The 20,516-nt window shown below is 41.8% G+C and carries 19 protein-coding genes; 2 read left to right on the top strand and 17 right to left on the bottom strand.

What is annotated here, in order from left to right:
• Window positions 1–9: 9 nt before the first annotated feature.
• From ptsP to ACESPO_RS10475, 17 genes are all read right to left on the bottom strand, one after another.
• Window positions 10–1,629: a phosphoenolpyruvate--protein phosphotransferase gene (ptsP, locus tag ACESPO_RS10555; RefSeq protein WP_499788791.1), complete on the bottom strand. Its 1,620-nt coding sequence runs from the start codon at window positions 1,627–1,629 to the stop codon at window positions 10–12.
• A 20-nt stretch (window positions 1,630–1,649) separates the two neighbouring features.
• Entirely contained in the window at window positions 1,650–1,907 is a 258-nt protein-coding gene (locus ACESPO_RS10550; RefSeq protein ID WP_008977517.1) for an HPr family phosphocarrier protein, read from the bottom strand.
• Window positions 1,908–2,004: 97 nt separating this feature from the next.
• Entirely contained in the window at window positions 2,005–2,832 is an 828-nt protein-coding gene (locus ACESPO_RS10545) for a PRD domain-containing protein (RefSeq protein WP_009263696.1), read from the bottom strand.
• Between the two features lie 270 nt (window positions 2,833–3,102).
• On the bottom strand, window positions 3,103–4,125 hold the full coding sequence (locus ACESPO_RS10540; RefSeq protein WP_336305086.1) for an alpha-hydroxy-acid oxidizing protein: 1,023 nt from the start codon (window positions 4,123–4,125) through the stop codon (window positions 3,103–3,105).
• A 66-nt stretch (window positions 4,126–4,191) separates the two neighbouring features.
• Complete coding sequence (locus ACESPO_RS10535) at window positions 4,192–6,795, bottom strand: zinc-ribbon domain-containing protein (RefSeq protein WP_499788790.1); 2,604 nt, start codon at window positions 6,793–6,795, stop codon at window positions 4,192–4,194.
• 2 nt (window positions 6,796–6,797) lie between these two features.
• A complete protein-coding gene (locus ACESPO_RS10530; RefSeq protein ID WP_499788789.1) occupies window positions 6,798–7,802 on the bottom strand; it encodes a serine hydrolase in 1,005 nt (334 codons plus the stop codon).
• A gap of 21 nt (window positions 7,803–7,823) precedes the next feature.
• The gene (locus ACESPO_RS10525; RefSeq protein WP_349160636.1) at window positions 7,824–8,717 is read right to left on the bottom strand and encodes an N-acetylmuramoyl-L-alanine amidase family protein; all 894 of its coding nucleotides are present in this window, start codon (window positions 8,715–8,717) and stop codon (window positions 7,824–7,826) included.
• Window positions 8,718–8,832: 115 nt separating this feature from the next.
• Window positions 8,833–9,300: a zinc ribbon domain-containing protein gene (locus ACESPO_RS10520; RefSeq protein WP_117578656.1), complete on the bottom strand. Its 468-nt coding sequence runs from the start codon at window positions 9,298–9,300 to the stop codon at window positions 8,833–8,835.
• Window positions 9,301–9,326: 26 nt separating this feature from the next.
• Window positions 9,327–11,366, bottom strand: coding sequence for a zinc ribbon domain-containing protein (locus ACESPO_RS10515; RefSeq protein WP_270666389.1), 2,040 nt, complete (start codon window positions 11,364–11,366; stop codon window positions 9,327–9,329).
• On the bottom strand, window positions 11,363–12,673 hold the full coding sequence (locus ACESPO_RS10510; RefSeq protein ID WP_499788788.1) for a YARHG domain-containing protein: 1,311 nt from the start codon (window positions 12,671–12,673) through the stop codon (window positions 11,363–11,365). Before ACESPO_RS10510 ends, ACESPO_RS10515 begins: the two co-directional genes overlap by 4 nt.
• A 32-nt stretch (window positions 12,674–12,705) precedes the next feature.
• Window positions 12,706–13,584, bottom strand: coding sequence for a zinc-ribbon domain-containing protein (locus ACESPO_RS10505; RefSeq protein ID WP_009263704.1), 879 nt, complete (start codon window positions 13,582–13,584; stop codon window positions 12,706–12,708).
• 24 nt (window positions 13,585–13,608) lie between these two features.
• A complete protein-coding gene (locus ACESPO_RS10500) occupies window positions 13,609–14,409 on the bottom strand; it encodes a zinc ribbon domain-containing protein (protein ID WP_016439876.1) in 801 nt (266 codons plus the stop codon).
• Window positions 14,410–14,434: 25 nt separating this feature from the next.
• Window positions 14,435–14,665, bottom strand: a complete 231-nt coding sequence (locus tag ACESPO_RS10495; protein WP_016441550.1) for a zinc ribbon domain-containing protein — start codon at window positions 14,663–14,665, stop codon at window positions 14,435–14,437.
• 27 nt (window positions 14,666–14,692) lie between these two features.
• The gene (locus tag ACESPO_RS10490; RefSeq protein ID WP_009263707.1) at window positions 14,693–15,010 is read right to left on the bottom strand and encodes a hypothetical protein; all 318 of its coding nucleotides are present in this window, start codon (window positions 15,008–15,010) and stop codon (window positions 14,693–14,695) included.
• A gap of 48 nt (window positions 15,011–15,058) precedes the next feature.
• Window positions 15,059–15,196 carry a hypothetical protein gene (locus ACESPO_RS10485; protein ID WP_009263708.1) on the bottom strand — a complete coding sequence of 46 codons (138 nt, stop codon included), beginning with the start codon at window positions 15,194–15,196 and terminating at the stop codon, window positions 15,059–15,061.
• 1 nt (window position 15,197) lies between these two features.
• Window positions 15,198–17,186 carry a serine/threonine-protein kinase gene (locus ACESPO_RS10480; protein ID WP_009263709.1) on the bottom strand — a complete coding sequence of 663 codons (1,989 nt, stop codon included), beginning with the start codon at window positions 17,184–17,186 and terminating at the stop codon, window positions 15,198–15,200.
• A 42-nt stretch (window positions 17,187–17,228) separates the two neighbouring features.
• Window positions 17,229–17,648: an FHA domain-containing protein gene (locus tag ACESPO_RS10475; protein ID WP_009263710.1), complete on the bottom strand. Its 420-nt coding sequence runs from the start codon at window positions 17,646–17,648 to the stop codon at window positions 17,229–17,231.
• 329 nt (window positions 17,649–17,977) lie between these two features.
• On the opposite strand from ACESPO_RS10475, the gene ACESPO_RS10470 reads away from it, so the two are divergent.
• Together ACESPO_RS10470 and ACESPO_RS10465 are read left to right on the top strand one after the other, a co-directional pair.
• Complete coding sequence (locus tag ACESPO_RS10470; protein ID WP_499788787.1) at window positions 17,978–18,961, top strand: ROK family protein; 984 nt, start codon at window positions 17,978–17,980, stop codon at window positions 18,959–18,961.
• 46 nt (window positions 18,962–19,007) lie between these two features.
• On the top strand, window positions 19,008–20,237 hold the full coding sequence (locus ACESPO_RS10465; RefSeq protein ID WP_499788786.1) for a methyltransferase domain-containing protein: 1,230 nt from the start codon (window positions 19,008–19,010) through the stop codon (window positions 20,235–20,237).
• Window positions 20,238–20,516 lie beyond the last annotated feature (279 nt).

Below are 20,516 nucleotides of genomic sequence, written 5' to 3'. Positions count from 1 at the left end.
GCCTTTCTCCTATTCCATCTCACGAATGATCTTTCTTAATTTCAAGATCATAGACGGAGCTACAGAAAGCTCATCTACACCCATGCGTACAAAAGTCTCTGTCAATTCCGGATCTGCTCCTAACTCTCCACAGATACCAGCCCATTTTCCTTCCTGATGTGCGCTGTCCACAACCATTTGAATCATTTTCAAAATTGCTTTATGGTGTGGATTGTAGAAACGGTCAAGTTTCTCATTCTGCCTGTCAATTGCCAATGTGTATTGTGTCAGGTCATTTGTCCCAATGCTGAAGAAATCTACCATCTTCGCCAGCTCATCACTGATCATAACTGCTGCCGGAGTCTCAATCATGATTCCTTCCTCAACATCGTTATATGGGATTCCATCTGTTTTCAACTCTTCTTTGACTTCCTGCACAATTTCCTGTATCTGTGCTACTTCCTCTGTGGAGGTGATCATCGGATACATGATCGACAGATTCCCATAAGCAGACGCACGGAACAGTGCCCGCAACTGTGTCTTAAAGATTTCCGGCTGTGCAAGGCAGATCCGAATTGCCCGGTATCCAAGCGCCGGATTTTCTTCTTTTTCAATGTTCAGATAATCCGCCTGCTTATCGGCACCGATATCCAGCGTTCGGATGATCACCTTTTTGCCTGCCATATTTTGCACGGCTTGTTTATATGCCTGAAATTGTTCTTCTTCATCTGGAAGCTCATTCCTTCCGATATACAAGAATTCACTTCGAAACAGCCCGATACCTCCTGCATCGTTTTCCAATACATATCCCATATCTGCTACACTGCCAATGTTTGCATACAGATTGATATGTCTTCCGCCTTTTGTGACATTTTCTTTTCCTCTTAACTGCTGAAGAAGCTCCTGTTTTTCCTTCTCCTCCTCAATTTTTCTCTGAATCCTCTCTTTAACTTCCTCTGACGGATCCACAAAGAACTCTCCATGAAATCCATCCACCGCCGCCTCTGTTCCGGTATGCAGCGCTTCTAAATCCATATCTACTCCGATCAAAGCCGGAATATTCATCATACGGGCTAAAATTGCCGTATGGGAATTCGCGGAACCATGTACAGTCACGAATGCCAGTATTTTCTCCTTATCCATCTGAACCGTCTCACTCGGAGAAAGATCATCTGCCACAACAATGACCGGCTCATCCAGATCCATTACATCTGCCGACTGTCCAGACAGATTTTTTACCAAACGATTCGAAATGTCCTTAATATCTGCAGCTCTTGCTCTCATATAATCATCATCCATGCTTGCAAACATCTGGGAAAAATTATCTCCTGTAGAAGCTACCGCGTATTCTGCATTGACCTGCTGTGTACTGATAATATTTTCAATGGATTCTTTGTAATCTTCATCCTCCAGCATCATCTGATGGACTTCAAAAATCGCAGCGCTGGCTTCTCCAACTTCCTTTAATGCCTTTTCATATAATTTTTGAAGCTGTTGTTTAGAAGCCTCTACTGCTTCTTCCACTCTCTGAAGCTCTGCCTGTGTATCTTCAATCTTTACACGCTTTACCACATAGTCATCTTTTTTCAGCACAGATATTTTTCCAAATGCAACTCCTTTATAGACTGATTTTCCTTTCAAACATTCCATACTACTTCTCCTTACACTTCCTACAAATTCGCTTCAAAAAATGACTTCATGCCTTCATATGCAGCTTCTTCATCGCTTCCTTCAATCTGTACTTCTACAGTCTGTCCACATTTTACTGCAAGAGACATCAACGCCATCAGCTTAGACGCTTCCACCGTTCTTCCTTCTTTTGTAATTGTAATCTTACTCTCATACTTCTTTCCTTCTTTTGCAAGCATTCCCGCTGGTCTTGCATGGATTCCCATCTCATCTTTGATTGTGTACTCAAACTTTTTCATTTTACTATCTCCCTTCGTCTTGACAAATTTCTTTCTATAAAAATAGAGTAATTCATAAATATTCTATCATCTTCTTTTTTCACAAACAAGCGATTCCTCAGGCTGCGATCATCCTCTGGATATGAATGGCAAGAAATCCAACCTCTTCCTGCATGATCTGCCTTTCCAGTTTTTCTGCCATGTTATCACAGATTAAAGCGGCAATTTTCATTGCCTCCGGATATTTTTCCTGCACAAACTCATTGAGATCAATGTTGACCGCTTCACCGGTCTTTGTCCGGACAACCATATAATACAGATGACTCATCAGCCGGATGTAATTCAAAGCTTCTTTCTGCATTTCTTTTTCCAAATGTTCTTCTATGATCTGCATACTCTCATCAATAAGCTGTGTTGCCTTTAATGTCTCTGACACCGCTTCATCAGAAAGTCCGGAATGAATATGAAGTGCGATAAATCCCGCCTCATCATCTGAAATCCGATATCCTGTCATCTCCTCGATGATAGATCTGCTCTCTAAGGCTACCGCATACTCTTTTCCAAATAAAATCTTAATATCCGGTATAAACGGATTCGAAAGAAAGATATTCTCTCTCTCCCTCCTCGCAGCAAATGCAAGGTGATCTGCCAACGGAAGTAAAATATCTCCATTGATCGAGTCAAATACTTTCTCTGCCGCCTCAATGATCTTGCCCGCTGTCTCAATGTAAACCGGATCAATCGCATTGACTGCATGGATTGCTGAGTGCTGTTCTTCTCTCACGACCGGTGTGTACACTTGAACTCCCTCATCGATCGTCACCTCATCTCCCGCTCTCTTGCCAAATCCAATCCCTTTTCCTAATAAAATTCTTTCACTGCCATCGCCCTTTTCTTCTGCAAGAAGTGCATTATTATTTAAAATCCTTAAAATGCAGTACACCATCCGCTCTCCTTTTCTTTCGTCAGGATATGAGTCCATCTCCTTCATCGAGATACATAAAAAGGCATAAACTACCTGTTCTACTCACTAATATTGAATAAAACCGGATAGTTTATGCCTGCATCACCAGTAACACGCTATCAAAGTTCTTATTTTGCAACTTTTGCTTCCTAATACATGAATCTGTATAGATTGTATATCATCTTACTAGTTGTCGTCAAGTTATGTTTTTAACTAATTTTCTTCGATTTTTTTGTGTATTTTTCACAACTTTTATCTTGGCAGATAGATCATTTCTTTTGTAATTTCTTTTAAAGAATTGGCCCCACACATTGCCATCGTATCTGCAAGTTCCGCCCCGATTTTTTCAATGTAAGTCTTCACACCTTCCATTCCGCCGCCATAGACTGCTGTTACAAATGGGCGGCAGATCAGCACTCCATCTGCACCGAGTGCCAGTGCCTTAAAGACATCTACACCAGAACGGATCCCACCATCTACAAATATTTTCACTTTTCCCTGCACTGCCTCCACGATAGCAGGAAGTACCTCCGCAGTGGCCGGGCACTGGTCGAGCACACGCCCTCCATGATTGGATACAACAATCGCATCGACACCTGCCTCCACCGCTTTGATGGCGCCCCTTGCGGTCATAATTCCTTTTGCGATAAATGGAACTTTTGCCATGTCTGCCACCTGGCGTAATTCTTCCACAGATTTTCTGCCTGCCGGCGGTGTCATATTTTTTAAGAATGGAAGTCCTGCCGCATCAATATCCATAGCAACCGCAAATGCACCAGAACCTTCTGCCTGCTTCATCTTTTCACGAATGATCTCTATATTCCACGGCTTGATCGTCGGAATCCCTTTTCCTTCCACTCGTCTGATTGCATCGGTCGCATACTTCATTACATCCGGATTTACCCCGTCTCCGGTCATTGCGGCAATCCCCGCCTCTGCACATGCAGCCACCATCACATCATTGTAGGACTGATCATTGTATTTTTCTCCATAATGAAGATTCACTGCCCCAACCGGACCTGCAAAAAACGGATAACGGAATCTCTGTCCCCACAGTACAAAGCTTGTATCCACTTCTTCATGCTCAGAAATGGTATCCATCTGCACACGGATTTCCTGCCATTTATCAAAATTGCGGATGGCTGTATCCCCCATCCCTTTCGCTCCCGGTCCCGGCATTTGATTCCGGCATGCCCTTCCATTGCACACCATGCACGCTTTACAATATTTCCCAATATCTTGTTTTGCATTTGTTACTATTTCCTCGTATGTCATCCTATTTCCTTCTTTCTTTATCATTCATTGTTTCTTTCCGCAAACGAATCAGAAACAATCTCACACTTAATTTTCCCAGAGAAGAAATGTCACTGTCTTTCCGTCTGTCAATACTCGTTTCTGTACGGTCTCTCCGGTTATTTTATTGACAGTTACTTCATATAGCACTTGTTCAGCGGTCTCATTTCCCGGTACTTTTGTTGTAACTTTCACAAGGTACTCACTCTTCGTACTTTTCTGTTCAAGCACCGTCATCTCTTCTCCTTTCGCATCTTCTGTTCCCTTCGCATAATATTCTTCTAACTTTTTCTGAATTTCTAAATCAGAATACACTGGTGTCTGTTCTTCTTCCTGTTGTATCGGATTTTCCGATGTCTTTATCCCTTCCTGACTCTGTCCGGCATTCTCCGTTTCTGCTTCTTTCTTCTTTGCTTCTTCTGCTTTCTTTTTTGCCGCTTCGTCTTTCTTCGCCTTTTCTTCCTGTGCTTTCTTTTCCTCTGCTTTCTTCGCTTCTTCTTTTTTCTTTGCTTCCTCTGCCTTCTTTGCTGCTTCTGGATCTGCTTCACCGGTAATCCGCTCTGAAAGCGTCTTCCACTTCAGCCCTGACACCGTCTTTCCCATACTGTCCAGTTTTTTCTGGAATGCTTCCTTTGACAAAGCTTCCTTGTCGTTATAATATGGCTGTTCTGGATGTCCCTCCATATCAAAGGTATATTGTTCTGTCTGAATCACTGTATGTTCTCCATCCATCCGATAAAAACTCGCATTTCCATAAGAGGCTCCGCCAGAACCATAGATATACATTGTCCCATTCTCATAAATCTGAAGCAGAGACCGCTCCGCCAATGTCTGATCTTCAAACATATTTTTGGCATCTACTCCATCAAAGCAGTACACTCCTACTACCCGCTCATCACCACCATTGCTCCTGATTCCGACCAGCAATTCCTTTTCTCCACTCTCATCGATATCATACATCGTATAAATAATTTCTGTTTTCCCCTTATCTGTCTCAGTTAAAAATACTAATAATGGGTTGATATTTGGATATCCCTCTGGATCTTTCTGCACCTCTGATGCTCCCATGAGAAGTGCTTCTTGATATTCATCTAAAATTTTCTGATAAGCTTCATCTTTTTTTTGTTCTTTCTTAAGACGTTCTTCTGTTCTTTTTGCTGCCGCCTCAATTTCTTTTTTGTCAAATTTTAATGTTACCTTACGCTGTACCGGCTTTAATACAGATGAATCATATGTTTCATAAAACTCGCTTAGTTCTTCTGTTCCATTCTGCTCTGTCGTCGTAAGCTCTGCTAAGATTTCCACCCCGCTCTCATCGAATTCAAACCATAATTCCGAATACCCTCTCATCCGTTTTGCAGTGGCATTCAATCCGATTTTTTCCAGTTTTGCAGAAATATCTGTAATCTCTTTCTCATGCTCCTCCCCGGTCAGAAGTCCTTTGGTCGATGCATATTCCCGGAAAGTCCCATCATAGTTCACTGCAAACATTCCATACTCATGCGAACGTGCTGTCAGAGAATACTGATTTGCTGTACTTCCACAGATATAGATCTTTCCACCTGACTCCTTTAAGAAAATACCTTGACGCTCTGTCTCTGCATTTCCCATCACATTTCGAAGTGCAAGATATTCTGCTGCAAGCTTGATACTTTTCTCTTTCTTCTCATACATCTGAAGATAAACATGGTTGTGTTTTTCATCCTTTTTTGCCTTATCTTCCTCACCGGTCTTCAGCATCAGAACAAGCAGCTCTTTTTCTCCATCGCCATCAAAATCTTTCAGTTTGGATGCGAGTACCCCCTTTTGCTTCTCCAGCCGCTCAGGCTGTACTATCTTTTTCTCGCTATCTTTCTTCACATATTTTGATTCATAAGTACCCGCAGTACATTTTCCATATTTCGGTACGAGAACCTTGTCCACATACGTTTCCAGACTGACTGCTTTTGTGTCGTCTATTTTATCCTGATCTTGCGTATGCTCTCCTTTATTTTCTTCCTCCCCTTTATTCTCTTCCTGACTGCTTGAATTTGGGGAAGGTTTCTCATCTGGTACCGGTTCTGCTGCCGGTTTCTCATTACTCTGTGCTTCTTTTTTCGGTACTTCCTGCCCTTTTGCCACAGCACCATTCTCTTTTGCCTTCTTCAAGATTGCCTCTGCCTTTTTTTCTTTTCCCTGTGCGGTATAGATTTCTGCTAATTTATCGTAAGATTTTCGTTCCTTCGGATCGATCTTGATTGACTCCAGATAGAGTTCCTCCGCTTTTTCATACTCCATATCTTCCAGATATTTGTCTGCCATCGCTATCTTCGTCTGAAATGTCTTTTCCTGCTTATCTTTCATCCCGAAATAGACACCTGTCGTCACTCCAGCGATCAGAACTGCACTGATTCCCACTGCCGCAGCAATCCGAAAATTTTTGCGCCTCTTCGTCTCCTGCTGTTCTGCCTCCTGTTTTCTCTCTTGTTCTATCTCCTGAAAATTCTCTGTCTCCTCTGCCTCAAAGTCTTTCTGCAGATTTTCTTCCACCTTTTTCTCTGCAGATTTTTCTTCCTGCGTCGATTCCTGCGGAATCTGAACCAATTCTGCCCCGCACTTTCCGCAAAATTTTGCATGATCTGCATTTTCTGCTCCACATTTCCTACAGTACATATCTATTCTCCTTCCGTTATCTGACTGTAAATTTCAGATGATAATGCCACAATTTTCTCTCGGGCTGCCTGTGTGTCTGTAAGCTGATCTGCCATCACACATAAAATATATGGGGTCTCACCAGCCCATACGATTGCTGCATCGTTTTCTACATCGGCAAGTTCTCCTGTCTTATTTCCTGTTTCTACCCCTTCTGGAATACCCGCTGGAATTTTTCCAGTGCGCTGCTGCTGCTTTAATAAATTTAACATCTGATCTGCATGTGGATGTCTCCCTTGGCAAACATCAAACAAAAAATTGCCACAATCCTCTGCTGATGTGTAATTTTCTCCCAGCGTACTATCTGCCAGAAGCATTCTTCCCATAGAAGAATCTTTGTAACCTTTTTCCTGACAATAAACATTCACCTGTTCCATCCCCGCAGTTTCCTCACCACCGCCGAGCATTCTTGTCAATTCGTTGGCTGCATCGTTATCGCTGACTGTGATCATCGCCGTAAGAAGCCGATCGAGTTCTGCAGCTCCGTACTGTGCTGCCAAATTGTCATACTGTTCATAAACAGTTCCCATAATGTACAATTTGATCAGACTTGCCGCCTTTTGCTTCTCTGCTCCAACTACTGCAAAGGAACCGCTTGACAATTGCTTCACATACACATTCCACTTTTCTCCAAGCGCTGTCCTTTCTGCAATCCTGTTCTGGATCAGCTCTTCCATAGCGGCCATTTCCAAAGGTGCGCGGACTTCCTCTTCTATCTGCTGTTTCTCCTGTCGGGTCTTTGCTTCTTCTTTCTCCTCCAACAGAGTCTGTCTTCTTTTTAAGACTTCCTTTCTCTCTTCTTTTTGTAATACAGCCCCTGCATCGATTTCCTGTGTCTGTTTCTCAATTTCCTTGCACCGACCTTCCAAAAACAGCCATCCAGTCCCAACAGCCAGAAGCATTCCCACACAGACTGCACTGTAAATCCATCCTGCTTTTTTCCCTTTTCCTCTTTCTCTCTTTTTCATACTGCACCTCTTGCCATAGCTCTAATTTCCAGCCGCAAAATACTGGTCAATTCCATTTGCAATGCCCTTGACCATTTTCTTTTCATACTCCGGATTCTGCATATTTACATCATCCTGCTCATTGGTCATGTATCCCATCTCCAGAATGATAACCGGAATCTGACTCCAGTTGATCCCAGTCATGTTATCATAGAGCTGCACTCCGTCATTTTCCATACCACACTCCTGACAGTAAGCATTGATCACAGATTCCCCGAGCGCATAGCTTTTCGGATGAAGTGCTCCAACATAGGGATTTTCTGCGGAAGGTACCATCGTCATTGCTCCCTTTGCCAATGGATCCTCACTTCCATTTGCATGGATCCTCACATAAATATCGGATCCTTCCTCCGCTGCCATAAGCGCTCTCTCACTGTTGCTGATTGCCGTATCATGATCTTCTCTTGTGAGCACTACTTCATATCCTCTCTGTTCCAGTTCCAGACGAAGCTGCTTGGAAATATTTAATGTCAGTTCATACTCCGGAACATTTGTATAACGCCCCTGCGTACCAGAAGATGCCTTCGCTTTCATTTCCTGCGATCCTGGTCCCATCGGCTCCAAGTCGCTCATATCTACATTCGGACCTTGATGCCCCGGATCGATTGCAATTTTCTTTCCCTTCGCCTGTGGCTGTTCCTCAGTGATCACTTCTTTTTTTCCCTCTGCCTCTCTTTGTGCCTGTTCTTTTTCTAGTTCTTCCACTTCTTTTTCCAGTTCCTGAATTTCCTTCTCGATATTCTGCGCTGCTTCTTTTGCTGCCCGCCTCTCTGCTTTCGCTGTATACAATTTTCGCGCCGCTGCAGCGCATCCGACTGATACAATGACCAGCAGACAAGTGCAGGAAACTACTATGATTTTCTGACTTGTTTTCACAATTTTCCCCCTTCTTTCCAGTAGCTCTGGCACACTGTGATAAAAGACAGAGATGTCTCACACCTCTGCCTTTTCGCCTATCCGTCTCTCACTCACGACTGCGGACAGATTTTCTTTATTCTTGTTTTGTTCCGCACTTTGTGCAGAAAACTGCCCCTTGCGGAATCTGTTTTCCACACTTTATGCAGAACCTCACTTGCTGCTGCGAAACCTGCATTCCTTCCTTCATATCCTCTACTTTTGCTCCGCAGCCTACACAAAACGCCATTCCCGGTTCCAGCACTGCGCCACACCTTGGGCAAGTCTTAATGCTCTCAATCGCCTCAATCTCCGAACGGATTGCTTCAATTCTTTGATAACTTGCCTGAACCATCCGTACCAGCTCAGCCAGCTGTGGCTCTGGATCATTCTGCTTTAACTCATAATACATATGACCAAGGTTCTGACAATATTTATCAATTTTTTTCTGCTCTTCATTGATCTGTGATTTCAAACTTGTGATATCAGCCATTCCTTTTGCTTTCTGCATGACATTTTGACCTGTGACTGAAATTTTCTTTCCTAATTCATCAAAAAAAGCCATTGTTCTCTCTCCTTCTATTCCTGCTGCTAATTGTACATTCCTCCAAACAGGCAGATGACATCGTCATCCAACTCGATTAGTTTATCCTTTCCTCTGTACAACTTCAATGTTCCCGTAGAGTCATCGTCATCATAATCTACAAGGACCGCTATTTTTTTCTCATCTACGACTTTATAATCAAAAGCATCATCTGCGATCACTTTTGCATTTTTTCCGTCAAACATCTTTAATGTAAACAGATTCTTGGAAGTATTGTAGTCTGTCTTATAGATTGGATATTTCTGTTCTTTCGTAAATTCTAAGGTACCTATCATAACATCACTGTCAATCAGCTCTTCATTACAATACAGATCCCCCATTCCTTCATCCATATCCGTCAGATAATAAATATCTCCATCTTTTGCACCCATCATGACATCTACATCTTCTGCAACGACACTGCATTTTCCATCTGCTTTCTTACCTGTCTTGAAGGAAAGAAGCTGGCTTTCTTTTATTTCGCCATCCTTATTTCTTTCTACTTTCATTGTATACCCAATATTCTTTTCATCATCGACAAGGAATCTCTGCTCTCCCATTCTCTCCTTCAATTCTGTATCCAAAGTCACAATCTCTTTTCCATTGTAAATGCAAGTCTCTGCCGACTCCTGAAGTGCCTCATAGTACTTCTGGTCTACGTCATAAATTTCATCTAATTTTGATGCTCTAACTTTCGGCAGCTCTTCCATCTTAAATCTTGTGAATAACACTGTGTCAGAATTATCCTGTGCATAAATGTCACTGCTGAGTTTCTTTGCGATCTCCACTTCTTTTCCATCTTTATAGCAGTACAAGGAGTTCTCAGCTACCTCGATAGAATGCTCTTCCAATTCTTCCAAGAACCACTCCATATCCTCATCGCCGTTGGTGTCATCTTCTACAATATCCATCGCATTAATCTTTTGCTCATCCATCTTTACATAATACAACGCTTTGTCTTTTTCATTATTAGAAACAACCCAACCTACATCCGATGCGATTTTCTCTCTTTCTCCAAAATTTTCGATCAGATAAAGTTTATCATCTTCCTGTACAACAATCTGTTTCAAATCATCCCCGATAATGCAATTTTCTGCGCTCTTAGAAAGTTTCTTTTTCTCTTTCTTTAAATTGATATCCTGCTGATACAATGCGCTCTTGCCGTTGTTCTGTTCGATCCACACAATATTTTTTTGCTCTTTATCCAGTTTAAATCTAGCGACATCGGATGCAATTTTTTCTTTCTTTCCTTTCCGATCACTAATATATAATGTATCGTTTCTTGCCTTTAGATAAACAATCTTATTATTATCAAGCAGTTTATATTTTGTAACGGAATCATCAATCTCTATTGCTCCGCCTTCTTTTCCGACTTTCTGGAAGTTCAGATCAAATTCTGTCATTCCATCTTCCGCTTTTACATCTGTCGGATAACAGATATATTTTCCATCTTTGGAATAGGTAACACGCATACCATAAATCTCATCTTCATCACCATAAGATCCACTGTATTCCATCGGATCTTTTTTGTATTTTTCCAAGTCTGTCTGCATTACCTTTCCATCTTTTAAATACGCAATCTTTGTATGTGCATCATCTCTGAATGCATTCACAAGAAGAGCAGCCCCTCCGATGACAACGACAGCTGCCGCTGCCACACCAATGATTTTTCCGGATGAAATCTTTCCGCTCGAATTGCCTCCAAGCGTTTTAGAACCTCCTGCATTTTCCCCAACGCCGGATTCATCCATTTCCATATTCTTTCCACATCCGCAACAGAAAACGGCATCCGCGTCATTTTCACATCCACAATATGGACAATACTTGTGTTCCTCTTCTTCCGGCTCTGAATAAGAACCTCTGATTTCTGCACCAAGGAGAACTGTCTCCTCCTCATCTCCTTCATTTGCCTGACAGTCTTCCTGTTCCAAATTTTCTGCCAGCTCTTTCTTTTGTGCTTCCACACAATTTTCCTCTAACTTTGCTCCACATGCAAAACAAAATTTTGAATTTTCCGGTAATTCACATCCACATTTTGTACATCTCATCGTAACTTATAACCTCCACTGTCAATTGCAAATTCTCTGGCACTTAGTAAATCTGCATTTTTTATCTCATAGTCATTTAACATATCATTAGTAAACTGCGACGGTTCAATCGTTCCCCTATACCACGATTTACTTCCAAAATATTCTTGTAATTCTACTGAGTCAAACTTTCGTCCTCTTCTCGCATAAATTTCATTTTTCGCGTAATTGAGCTGCTGCAGAGACAGTCCACTGATATCACTCTCTGTCAGATAACGGCTGTTGCTATCCGGAATAATGTACTCACTGTCTTTTTTGGCAACTGCATTCTTTTTATCAGCTTCCGCTTTTTCGGCTGTTGCGATCAGTTTCTCTAACTTCTCCTGATCTCTTACCAGTTCTTTTGCATCCTCAAGAATCTGCACTGCATCTTTAGGTGTCCCTTCCGCAATAAGACGACTGCTCTCCTCTTCCAGATATTTCATATAGTCTACATCACACTGTTTGAGCAATTTATTGACAACCTCATCTTCCTCATCCAGCTCCTCACTAATGGAAGTCAAGTGCTTTATCGCATATTTATAATTAGAAATCTTTGTATATTCTGAGATCTCTTTCTCTAATCCTTTTCCGAGATCTTCCACAAGACTGTCATACTTCTTTTCCTGTGTTTGCTCCAGATCATCCACATCAATCTCTTCTAATTCCTTTTTTGCTTCCACATAGTCTAACTTTCCATCTTCAAAATCTTCTCTGATTTCTTCTAACTGTCCGCTGACTTCATCTTTTTTCTCGCCTTTTTCTACCCTGACGGAATCGTTCTCATCGTCTTTCTCATAGTCTGAAACGCTTCCTGAGCTACTCTCATATGGAGCTAAAATCATAGATCCCATGATCCCGGCAATTCCCAGCACACTTACAACAGTCATTGCTGTTGCAATCCATTTTCCTCTCCCGGACATCCCAAAGACCGCTGCTACTGCTGCAATCACTGCGAATGCCGATGGCAAAATGTAGATCAGATACGGATAAATCTCTTCCAGAGCTCCACCGGAAAGTGTGTCTGCCAATAGAAATCGAAGGCTGATGAAGCTGACTGCTGCCAATGCTAAAAAGACTGCTGCAATTACTAACGGCGTTTTATTCCAGCTGCCATTTTTCTTGCTTTGCGATTGCTTTTCCTTCTTTGGCCTTTCTTTCTGTTTTTTGGGTTGCTCTGATTCTTGCTTATTTTTCTGACTGCCACTTTCTCTCACAGAATCGTTCTGGCTACGACAGTTGCATATTTCTCCTTCCTGGATCTTGCGACCACAATATTTACAATACATTCTCATCCCTCCATTCTTCTTATCCTTACTTTTTAATAAGGAAGCTTCCCTCTTAAATAATATACTCTTTCTTTTGTCATATCTGCTGCCGGTCCATTTGGAAAACTAGAGTGATCAATTGTCGTTCCCTGCCAGTAATTAGCAATCATCGCCTCTTTCTGTTGGATCCAGCTAACCTGCTCATCTGTAAGATTTCCTAATTCTGCTCCTGGAAGCACTGCCTCCAGTTCAGCCCACAGCTCATTTAGCAAATTATCCCACAGTTCATATCTGCCCTGTGCAATACTCATCTGTCTCTCCACAGAATCCCCTGAGGAAGCTTCTGCCGCTAATTGTTTATCAGCTGCCTCTGTCGAAGCCAGTCTCGAATCCCACCATTCTTGCGCCGACATTTGAGAACTGCTATTAGAAGAAAGATTGGACTCGCTTTCTGCTTGCTCCTGTACCTTCTTTAATTCTTCCTCTTTTTGCTGAAGCTGTTCTTTTAGTTCCTTCTCTTTTTGCTCTTGTTCTTCTGCTTCTTTCTTTTTCTTCTCTTCTTCTTTCTGTTCTTCCTTTTCTCGTGCTTTTTCTTCCGCTTTCCGTTCTTCTTCTATCTCTTTTTCTCTTTTCTCATGTTCTTCTTGCACCGCCTCCAGCCGTTTTTCCTGGATCACATATACTGCAAAAATTCCACCGCAGAACATCACCAGCACAAGACCGATCAGAATCCCCATCCATAAATTCTTTTTCTTCTTTTTTCCAGATTGCTGCTCATCGCCTGCTTCTTCGTTATCCTCTTTCCAATCTTGGAATCCATCTTGATCATTTTGTTCTGAATTTTTATCTACCTCTAAAAGTGGAGAACCACAACGTTTACAAAACTTTTTATCCTCCTCATATTCCGCACCGCACTTCTGACATTTCTTCATCTTCTCTGATTCCTTCCTCATCCCTTATTGCTTCGTTCCACATTCCATGCAGAAAAGATGGCCCGGTTTTACAATACTTCCGCAGTTCGGACAAATTCTTTCTTGAAGTTCTTCTTCCTTCTCCGCTTTCTCTTCTCCATATCTCGTACCGCACATAATACAAAACTCCTGATCTTCTTCCATAGGCGCTCCACATTCTTTGCATACTTTCTCTGAGGATATGCTCACCGCCTCCTGAAGTTCCTGCACAAATGGATCTTCGTTTTCCAGTTCCAGTGGCTCCTCTGTACTGATCGGCTCAACCTCTTCCTCCGACTGTTGTTCTTCTGCAAGGATTTCTTCTACCGATTCTTTTGCCGCTGAAGCTTCCTCTTCCAAAATTTCTTTGACAATTCTATCTTCTTCTACAGCTTCCTCTTCTTTTTCTGCAAGGAGCTTTTCTTCCTCTCTCAGTTCCTCTTCTTCCTGGATCAGTTCATCCACGGATGGCTGTTCTTCCTGAATTTCTTTCATCTTATGTCCACAATTATTGCAGAAATTAAAATGAATGCTGACTTCATATCCGCATGCCGGGCATACCACAATCCCTTTGAGTGCAAGAATCTCTTTTTCATAATTTTCTACTGTCTCCTTACTCTCCCGAATCTGCGTACACATCTCCATCAATTCGCTCTCTGCCCTGTCCCCATACACTTTGTAATAAGTTTCTCCAAGCTCCCTGTAAATCTTTTCCTGTCTTTCCTTCTCTGAAGAAACCGCTGCTGTCAGCTTCATGATTTCTGAAATATTTTTTGTTTTCTGTGCCATTCCATCAAAAAATTCCATAATAATGTCCTCCTTATACTTTTCTCTATCCTATACGGCATCCACATTTGCCGCAAAAGATTGCCTGTCCTTTTAGCTCATTCCCACATTGCGGGCAAAAAGCTTTCTCGTCGGTCTGTTCCTGACTACATTTCAGTTCAGTAATTGCATCAAATAATGGTAAGAGTTCCGGAAGAGGGTCTTCAAACCGTCCTTCATAATATGCCTTTCCAAGCTTTGTATACAAATTTTCAAGTTTCTTCTCTATATCCTTCATCCTTTCATCCCTTCTCTCATTTCTACCTTATTCTAACAAAAAGCTGTTCTTTCGTGACGCAATCCATATCTCCATGCCACGCGGCAGATAATAGATGCGGTTCTTTCCAAGTGGCTGTCCACTTTTTAAATATACTGTGCTTGTCTTCGCCGGCTGCACTGCATATTCTTCACGCTGTTCAATATACCAAATTCCTGCTTCTGCACCTTCCGGGCTCTGATCCACATAAATTTGTTCACCCTCGATATGAAAAAATACTTCACACCGATTTTCCAGCAACAATGTCCTATCCTTGTAACTTCCTTCTTTTCCGGTAACCGCCCCTTCAAATTTCTGATTGCTCATCTACTCCTGCCCTTCTCTCTATCACTGTTTCCTACTGTTTGATTTTCTCTACTCCATACTGATTTCTTCCAGAAGATGTTTTCTCTGTCTTCTAAATCTTCCAATCGTGCTGACTAGAAATAGTACGCAGGCAATTCCCCCAAGGCTTCCTGCTGCTGCCATGATCCATCCGGGTGTCATTCCCATTTTACAGCCATCCTCCCTTCTTAGCCTGCGCATACAACTGTTCCAACAAATCCATCTCCATATCCTTTTCTTCCTCATCCTCATACAGTTCCATCGCCTGCTCATAAAATTCCTTAAACTTTTTGTAATTTCTCGCATCGTTTTTCAGTAATTTCTGCCGGTCAATTTCAAGAAATGCGTATCTTTTATAGACATTATAATCTTCTCCGTAAGATTCTTCCATTGTTTTTAAATATTTTTCTGCCTGATCAAGATTTTTTTGTTTCTGACAGAGAATCACAAGATTATTGTATGTATCATAAGATTCCCATCCATTTTCAATAATCTTCTGGAAATTTCTAATTGCCTCTTCTCTGTATTTTCCAAGACCTGTATTCTCTGCAAGATCGATGTTCACCTGCGCCAACCGCTCCAGAATCATCATCTGATTTTCCAACGGGAGGGAGGCTTCTGCCTCCTTCAGCAACTTCTGCTCTTGTTCCCGGTTATCCTCTTTCTCATACAATTCACTCATCATCAGATATGCCCTTGTCTTCAGGCCTGTATTTTTAGTGATCTCGATACATTTCTGGAAGGAAGTCAACGCCTGTTTTGGTTCCTCCAAAAATTTTTCGACCTCTCCCTTCGCATAGTACAGTGCATCTTCGTTGATTCCTTGCTCCATCGCTTCTTCCAGAATTTTCTCTGCCGATTCCGGGTATCCGGCATATGCCAATGTGATCGCATAATCCTTATAATACATTTCTGCACCCTCACCGGTCTTTTCAAGCAGTTCATACGTCTCTACCGCATCTTCATATTCTTCCATCTGAAACTGACTGTCTGCCTTCAAATAGTAGATGTCCGCCATGCGCTTCGCATTTTGCTTTATCTTCTCATTCTGAAGAATATCATAATCAATAAATGCGATACACTCCTCATATGCTTTCTGTTCATACAGTGCACAGGCATTCTGATAATAACTCTCCAACGAAGACGGTCTTAGTCTGACTGCCTCCCGATAGACCTCTTCTTCCTTGTCAAACTCCTGCTCCGCAATCAATTGTTCCTGCTTTTCCACCAGTTCATTGTAGCGATCTGTCTTCTCAAGCCTTATCGTATATACACCATACCCAGTCAATGCCATACAGCCTGCCAGACAGGCACACCCGATCACACGCTCTGCCCATTGACGTGCCAGAAGCATCTTATAGCGCCTATCCTTCTTCGGAAGCATCTGCAATGCTTGAAGCATCTCCGCCGCACTTTGAAACCGTTTCCTTGGATCCTGCTCCAGCGCCCGCTCAATCACGGATGCAAAGGTCTCCCCTGCCTTTTCATTTAAAAGTGTCCGATCTGGCTTTCCCTCGTTCTCTGTAAGCTTTTCTCCTGTAATAATATGATACAACGTTGCCCCAAGACTATATAAGTCTGCCCGTTCATCAATCTTTACAAAATTTTCACGAATCCCTTCCTTTATGTTTCTCACTCGTTGATATTGCTCCGGAGAAGTATATCCATCTGTATATCCAAGCACAGTGCCCGAATTCATAAAAAAGGAAATATTGAAATCAATCAGACAGATATCTCCTTTCGGAGTCAACATAATATTGGCAGGTTTGATATCTCCATGAATGATCGGCGGAATCTGTTCATGAAGGTACTGAAGCGCGCTGCATAGCTGCATGGCCCAGCGAATCACTTCTTTTTTCTGAAAATACCGCCCTTCCTGAAGCAATGTTTTCAGAGATTTTCCGGGAATAAAACTCATGACCGTATATGCATTACTCCCAATCTCAAAGAAGTCCAACACTTGCGGCAGGTAAGAATGGTTCAGATTTTTTAAGATATCTACTTCTTTTCGTTTCTCTTTCAAAGCCATTACCTGATTTTTGATCTGCTTTACAACAACTTCTTTTTTTAGCCGCTTATGGATTGCCTTATATACAATCCCTCCGCTTCCTTCTCCTAATTTTCCAATAATCTCATATGTATCTGAAAACTTTTCCACTCTGCTCTCCCTCTGTCCCATCTGCTTTTTCTTTTGCATTTTCTAATCTATTCTAAATTGAAACTTCTCATCTGCAAGATAAAAAAACTTTCCATCCTCCAATTTTTCCTGACTCTGAATGCTTTTTCCATCCACAAAAGTATGGTTCAAAGAATTCAAATCTTTCAAAAAATAAATCCCATTCTCCTCAGCGATGTAAGCATGCCTTCTGCTGATTGCCGGATTTCCCTGTATGGTATAATCTACGTCAGCAGACTTTCCTATTATAAATGGGCTTTTCTTCACTTCCATCTTTTCATCTGTCCGCATTCGTATCACATATGCCTTACCAGTCCAATGATTTTTCTTATTCAATGGAAGTATTTCCTCTCGTATGAGGATCTCCTCCTGAAAGCCACTCTGTTTTCTCGGTGGAATTTCCACCTCTGCCCTGCATCTCCATTCATTCAGATTCTTTTCCACTTTTTCCTCACCTCTTCTACACGATCTCTTGTCCGCTGCCGTTTGAATGATTTCCCATCCCTTTCTTTTCCACAATTCCTCCGATCAAGATGTTCGTTATCATAATAAATTATAGCAAAAATGCCTTTTTTTGCCAATATCTTCCACTTTCTTTTCTCATGGAACGGATTATATTCCGACAATAATCTCTTTTTTATTTCATTTATGTTTTTCATAAGTCATCGGACTTATAGAAAAATGTAATTTCCCTTTTAAAATGGCAGAGCGCAGTGCTATAATGAATCCCGTAAAAAATAAATTAGGAATCGCAGATTCAGAAAGGTCGGACAATGAATACCTCTCAATATATTATCGGCATTGATCTTGGGGGAACTAACCTCAAAATTTCTGCCTATACTTTTTCTCAATTTCATAAACTGTATAAACGACGAATCGCTACCCGCCCAAAAAAAGGCTGGGAATATGTCATGAACCAAATTCATACCGCGATTTTGGAACTATATACCGTACTTCCTAAACAAAATGCTGTCTGTATCGGCGTCGGAATTCCCGGACTACTTGATATTGAAACCGGCGTTTCTATCTTTTCTTCGAAATTTCCAAAGTGGGAAAATATGCCCGTTGCCAGATGGCTGAACGAGAAAACAGGTCTTCCGGTCTATATAGACAACGATGTCCGTGTAAACCTTTATGGAGAATGGCTATGCGGTGCCGGAAAACACAAAAAAAATATCGTACTGCTCACACTTGGAACTGGAATTGGCGCCGGAATCGTTATAGATGGTCACGTTCTCTATGGTGCTACCGCAAGCGCTGGTGAAATCGGACATATGAATATGTTCCGTCCTGGACGTCCATGCCGCTGTGGAAGTGATGGCTGTCTGGGACGCTATGTCTCTGCCTCTGGTATTCTCGATACAATAAAAGAAAAAATCGCCGCTGGAAATTCCACAATCATGTCAGAATGGGTAAATGGAAATCCAGATAAAATTACTGCAAAAATGATTTCCAACGCCTATGACCTCGGTGACCATATGGCTATCGACACAATGAATGAAACGGGAGTCATATTAGGCTACGGACTTGTAAATGTGATCAATCTGTTCAACCCTGAGATTCTTATCATAGGCGGCGGAATGTCGGCTGCAGGAGAACGACTTTTACAACCTGCTCGCAAAATTGTAGCAGAACATGCGCTGCGACTTTCCCGCGAACATTGTACAATCGTAACTGCCCAGCTTGGTGATAGTGCCGGAATGCTTGGTGCTGCACTTTATGCCAGACAGCGGTTTGAGAATGGAACTCGTTTTTAAACTCAAACGAGTAAATGAAAATAATTATGAAAAAGGAAATAACTATATGGAGAAGCTGAGAAAAAAAATAGAAACATACCTTCCATTCAATGAACAGGAAGAACAAGATCAAAGACAATTTTTAAGACTTCTAGAACACATGCCAGATCTTCTCACCAGAGAAAACGATGTTGCCCACATCACAGTTTCTGCATGGATCGTAAATCTAGACCGCACAAAAGTGCTAATGGCATATCATAACATTTACCAATCATGGGCTTGGCTTGGCGGGCATGCAGATGGGAACCCGGATGTCAGACAAGTAATCCGAAAAGAAATTGAGGAAGAAAGCGGCCTGACAGACATCCGCTTCCTCACAGATGACATTTTTTCTCTGGAAAGTCTGACTGTAGATGGACATGAGAAACGTGGAACGTACATTTCCTCCCATCTTCATCTAAATCTCACTTTTCTTCTGGAAGCCGATGAACATTTGCCACTCCGGATCAAACCTGATGAAAACAGCCAGATCGGATGGATCAACATATCTGAGATTGCAGAAAAATCTACGGAAAAATGGTTCGTCGATAAAATTTACTTCAAGCTTTGTCAAAAAGTTCTCCGGGATTTTCCTCCCAGAGAATATTATAAAGCATACGAGGATAGGTATAAGACTATTCACCAAAAAGGAGCCAGTTGGTTCAGCAATACTCCCACTCCAATCGTGATGGAGCTACTTGAAAAATATGGAATTTCTCTCTCCTCCCCAATTCTTGAAATTGGCTGTGGTGAAGGGAGAGATGCGAAAGCTTTGCTGGAAAAAGGATATTGTTTGAAAGCCACCGATGTTTCTCCGGAAGCAATTTCCTACTGTAAAGCTGCCTTCCCTGAACATATTTCAAATTTTCAAACTTTAGACTGCTTGAAGGATCACCATCCTTTCTCATATACTTTTATCTATTCGGTTGCAGTCATTCATATGCTCGTACCGAGTAAGGATCGGACTGATTTTTATCAGTTTATTTATCAGCACTTAACCGAGAATGGTCTCTCTCTGATCTGCACTATGGGTGATGGAAAAATTGAGCGGGAGACAGATATCCGCAACGCTTTTCGTGTAGAAGAACGAGAGCATAGCTCCGGCAGTATCCCTGTCGCTTCCACATCATGTAAAATGGTGTCTTTCTCCACCTTCGAAAAAGAACTAAAGGAAAATCATTTTACGATTATAGAAAAAGGTCTCACGGAATCTTTTCCGGATTTTCCGATCCTGATGTATGCCCTCGTAAAAAAATAATATACCTAAGCCGGGATTGTTCTGATATGTTTCTGTCGATCCCGGTCTTTTTTGACTTTTTCTCCCCCAGATATCCCTTCCTGTTTTTAAATACAAAAAAAGACATCTGCTCCTGCAAATATCTTCTCTCTTTTCTATCTCTTCTCTTTTTCATATACCTTCAAAATCACATACAGTCAACTACTTTTCTAAGTTTCTCTCTTCCATCCATTCTCCTATCACCACTTGGTTATGCCCTCGACCGATTAGTAACAGTCAGCTCCATACATTACTGCACTT

The sequence above is a fragment of the Coprococcus sp. HPP0074 genome, from assembly GCF_964238105.1.
GTDB lineage: Bacteria > Bacillota > Clostridia > Lachnospirales > Lachnospiraceae > Faecalimonas > Faecalimonas umbilicata.
Note: the sequence above shows the minus strand (reverse complement) of the source record. Positions and strands in the feature narration are given on the sequence as shown.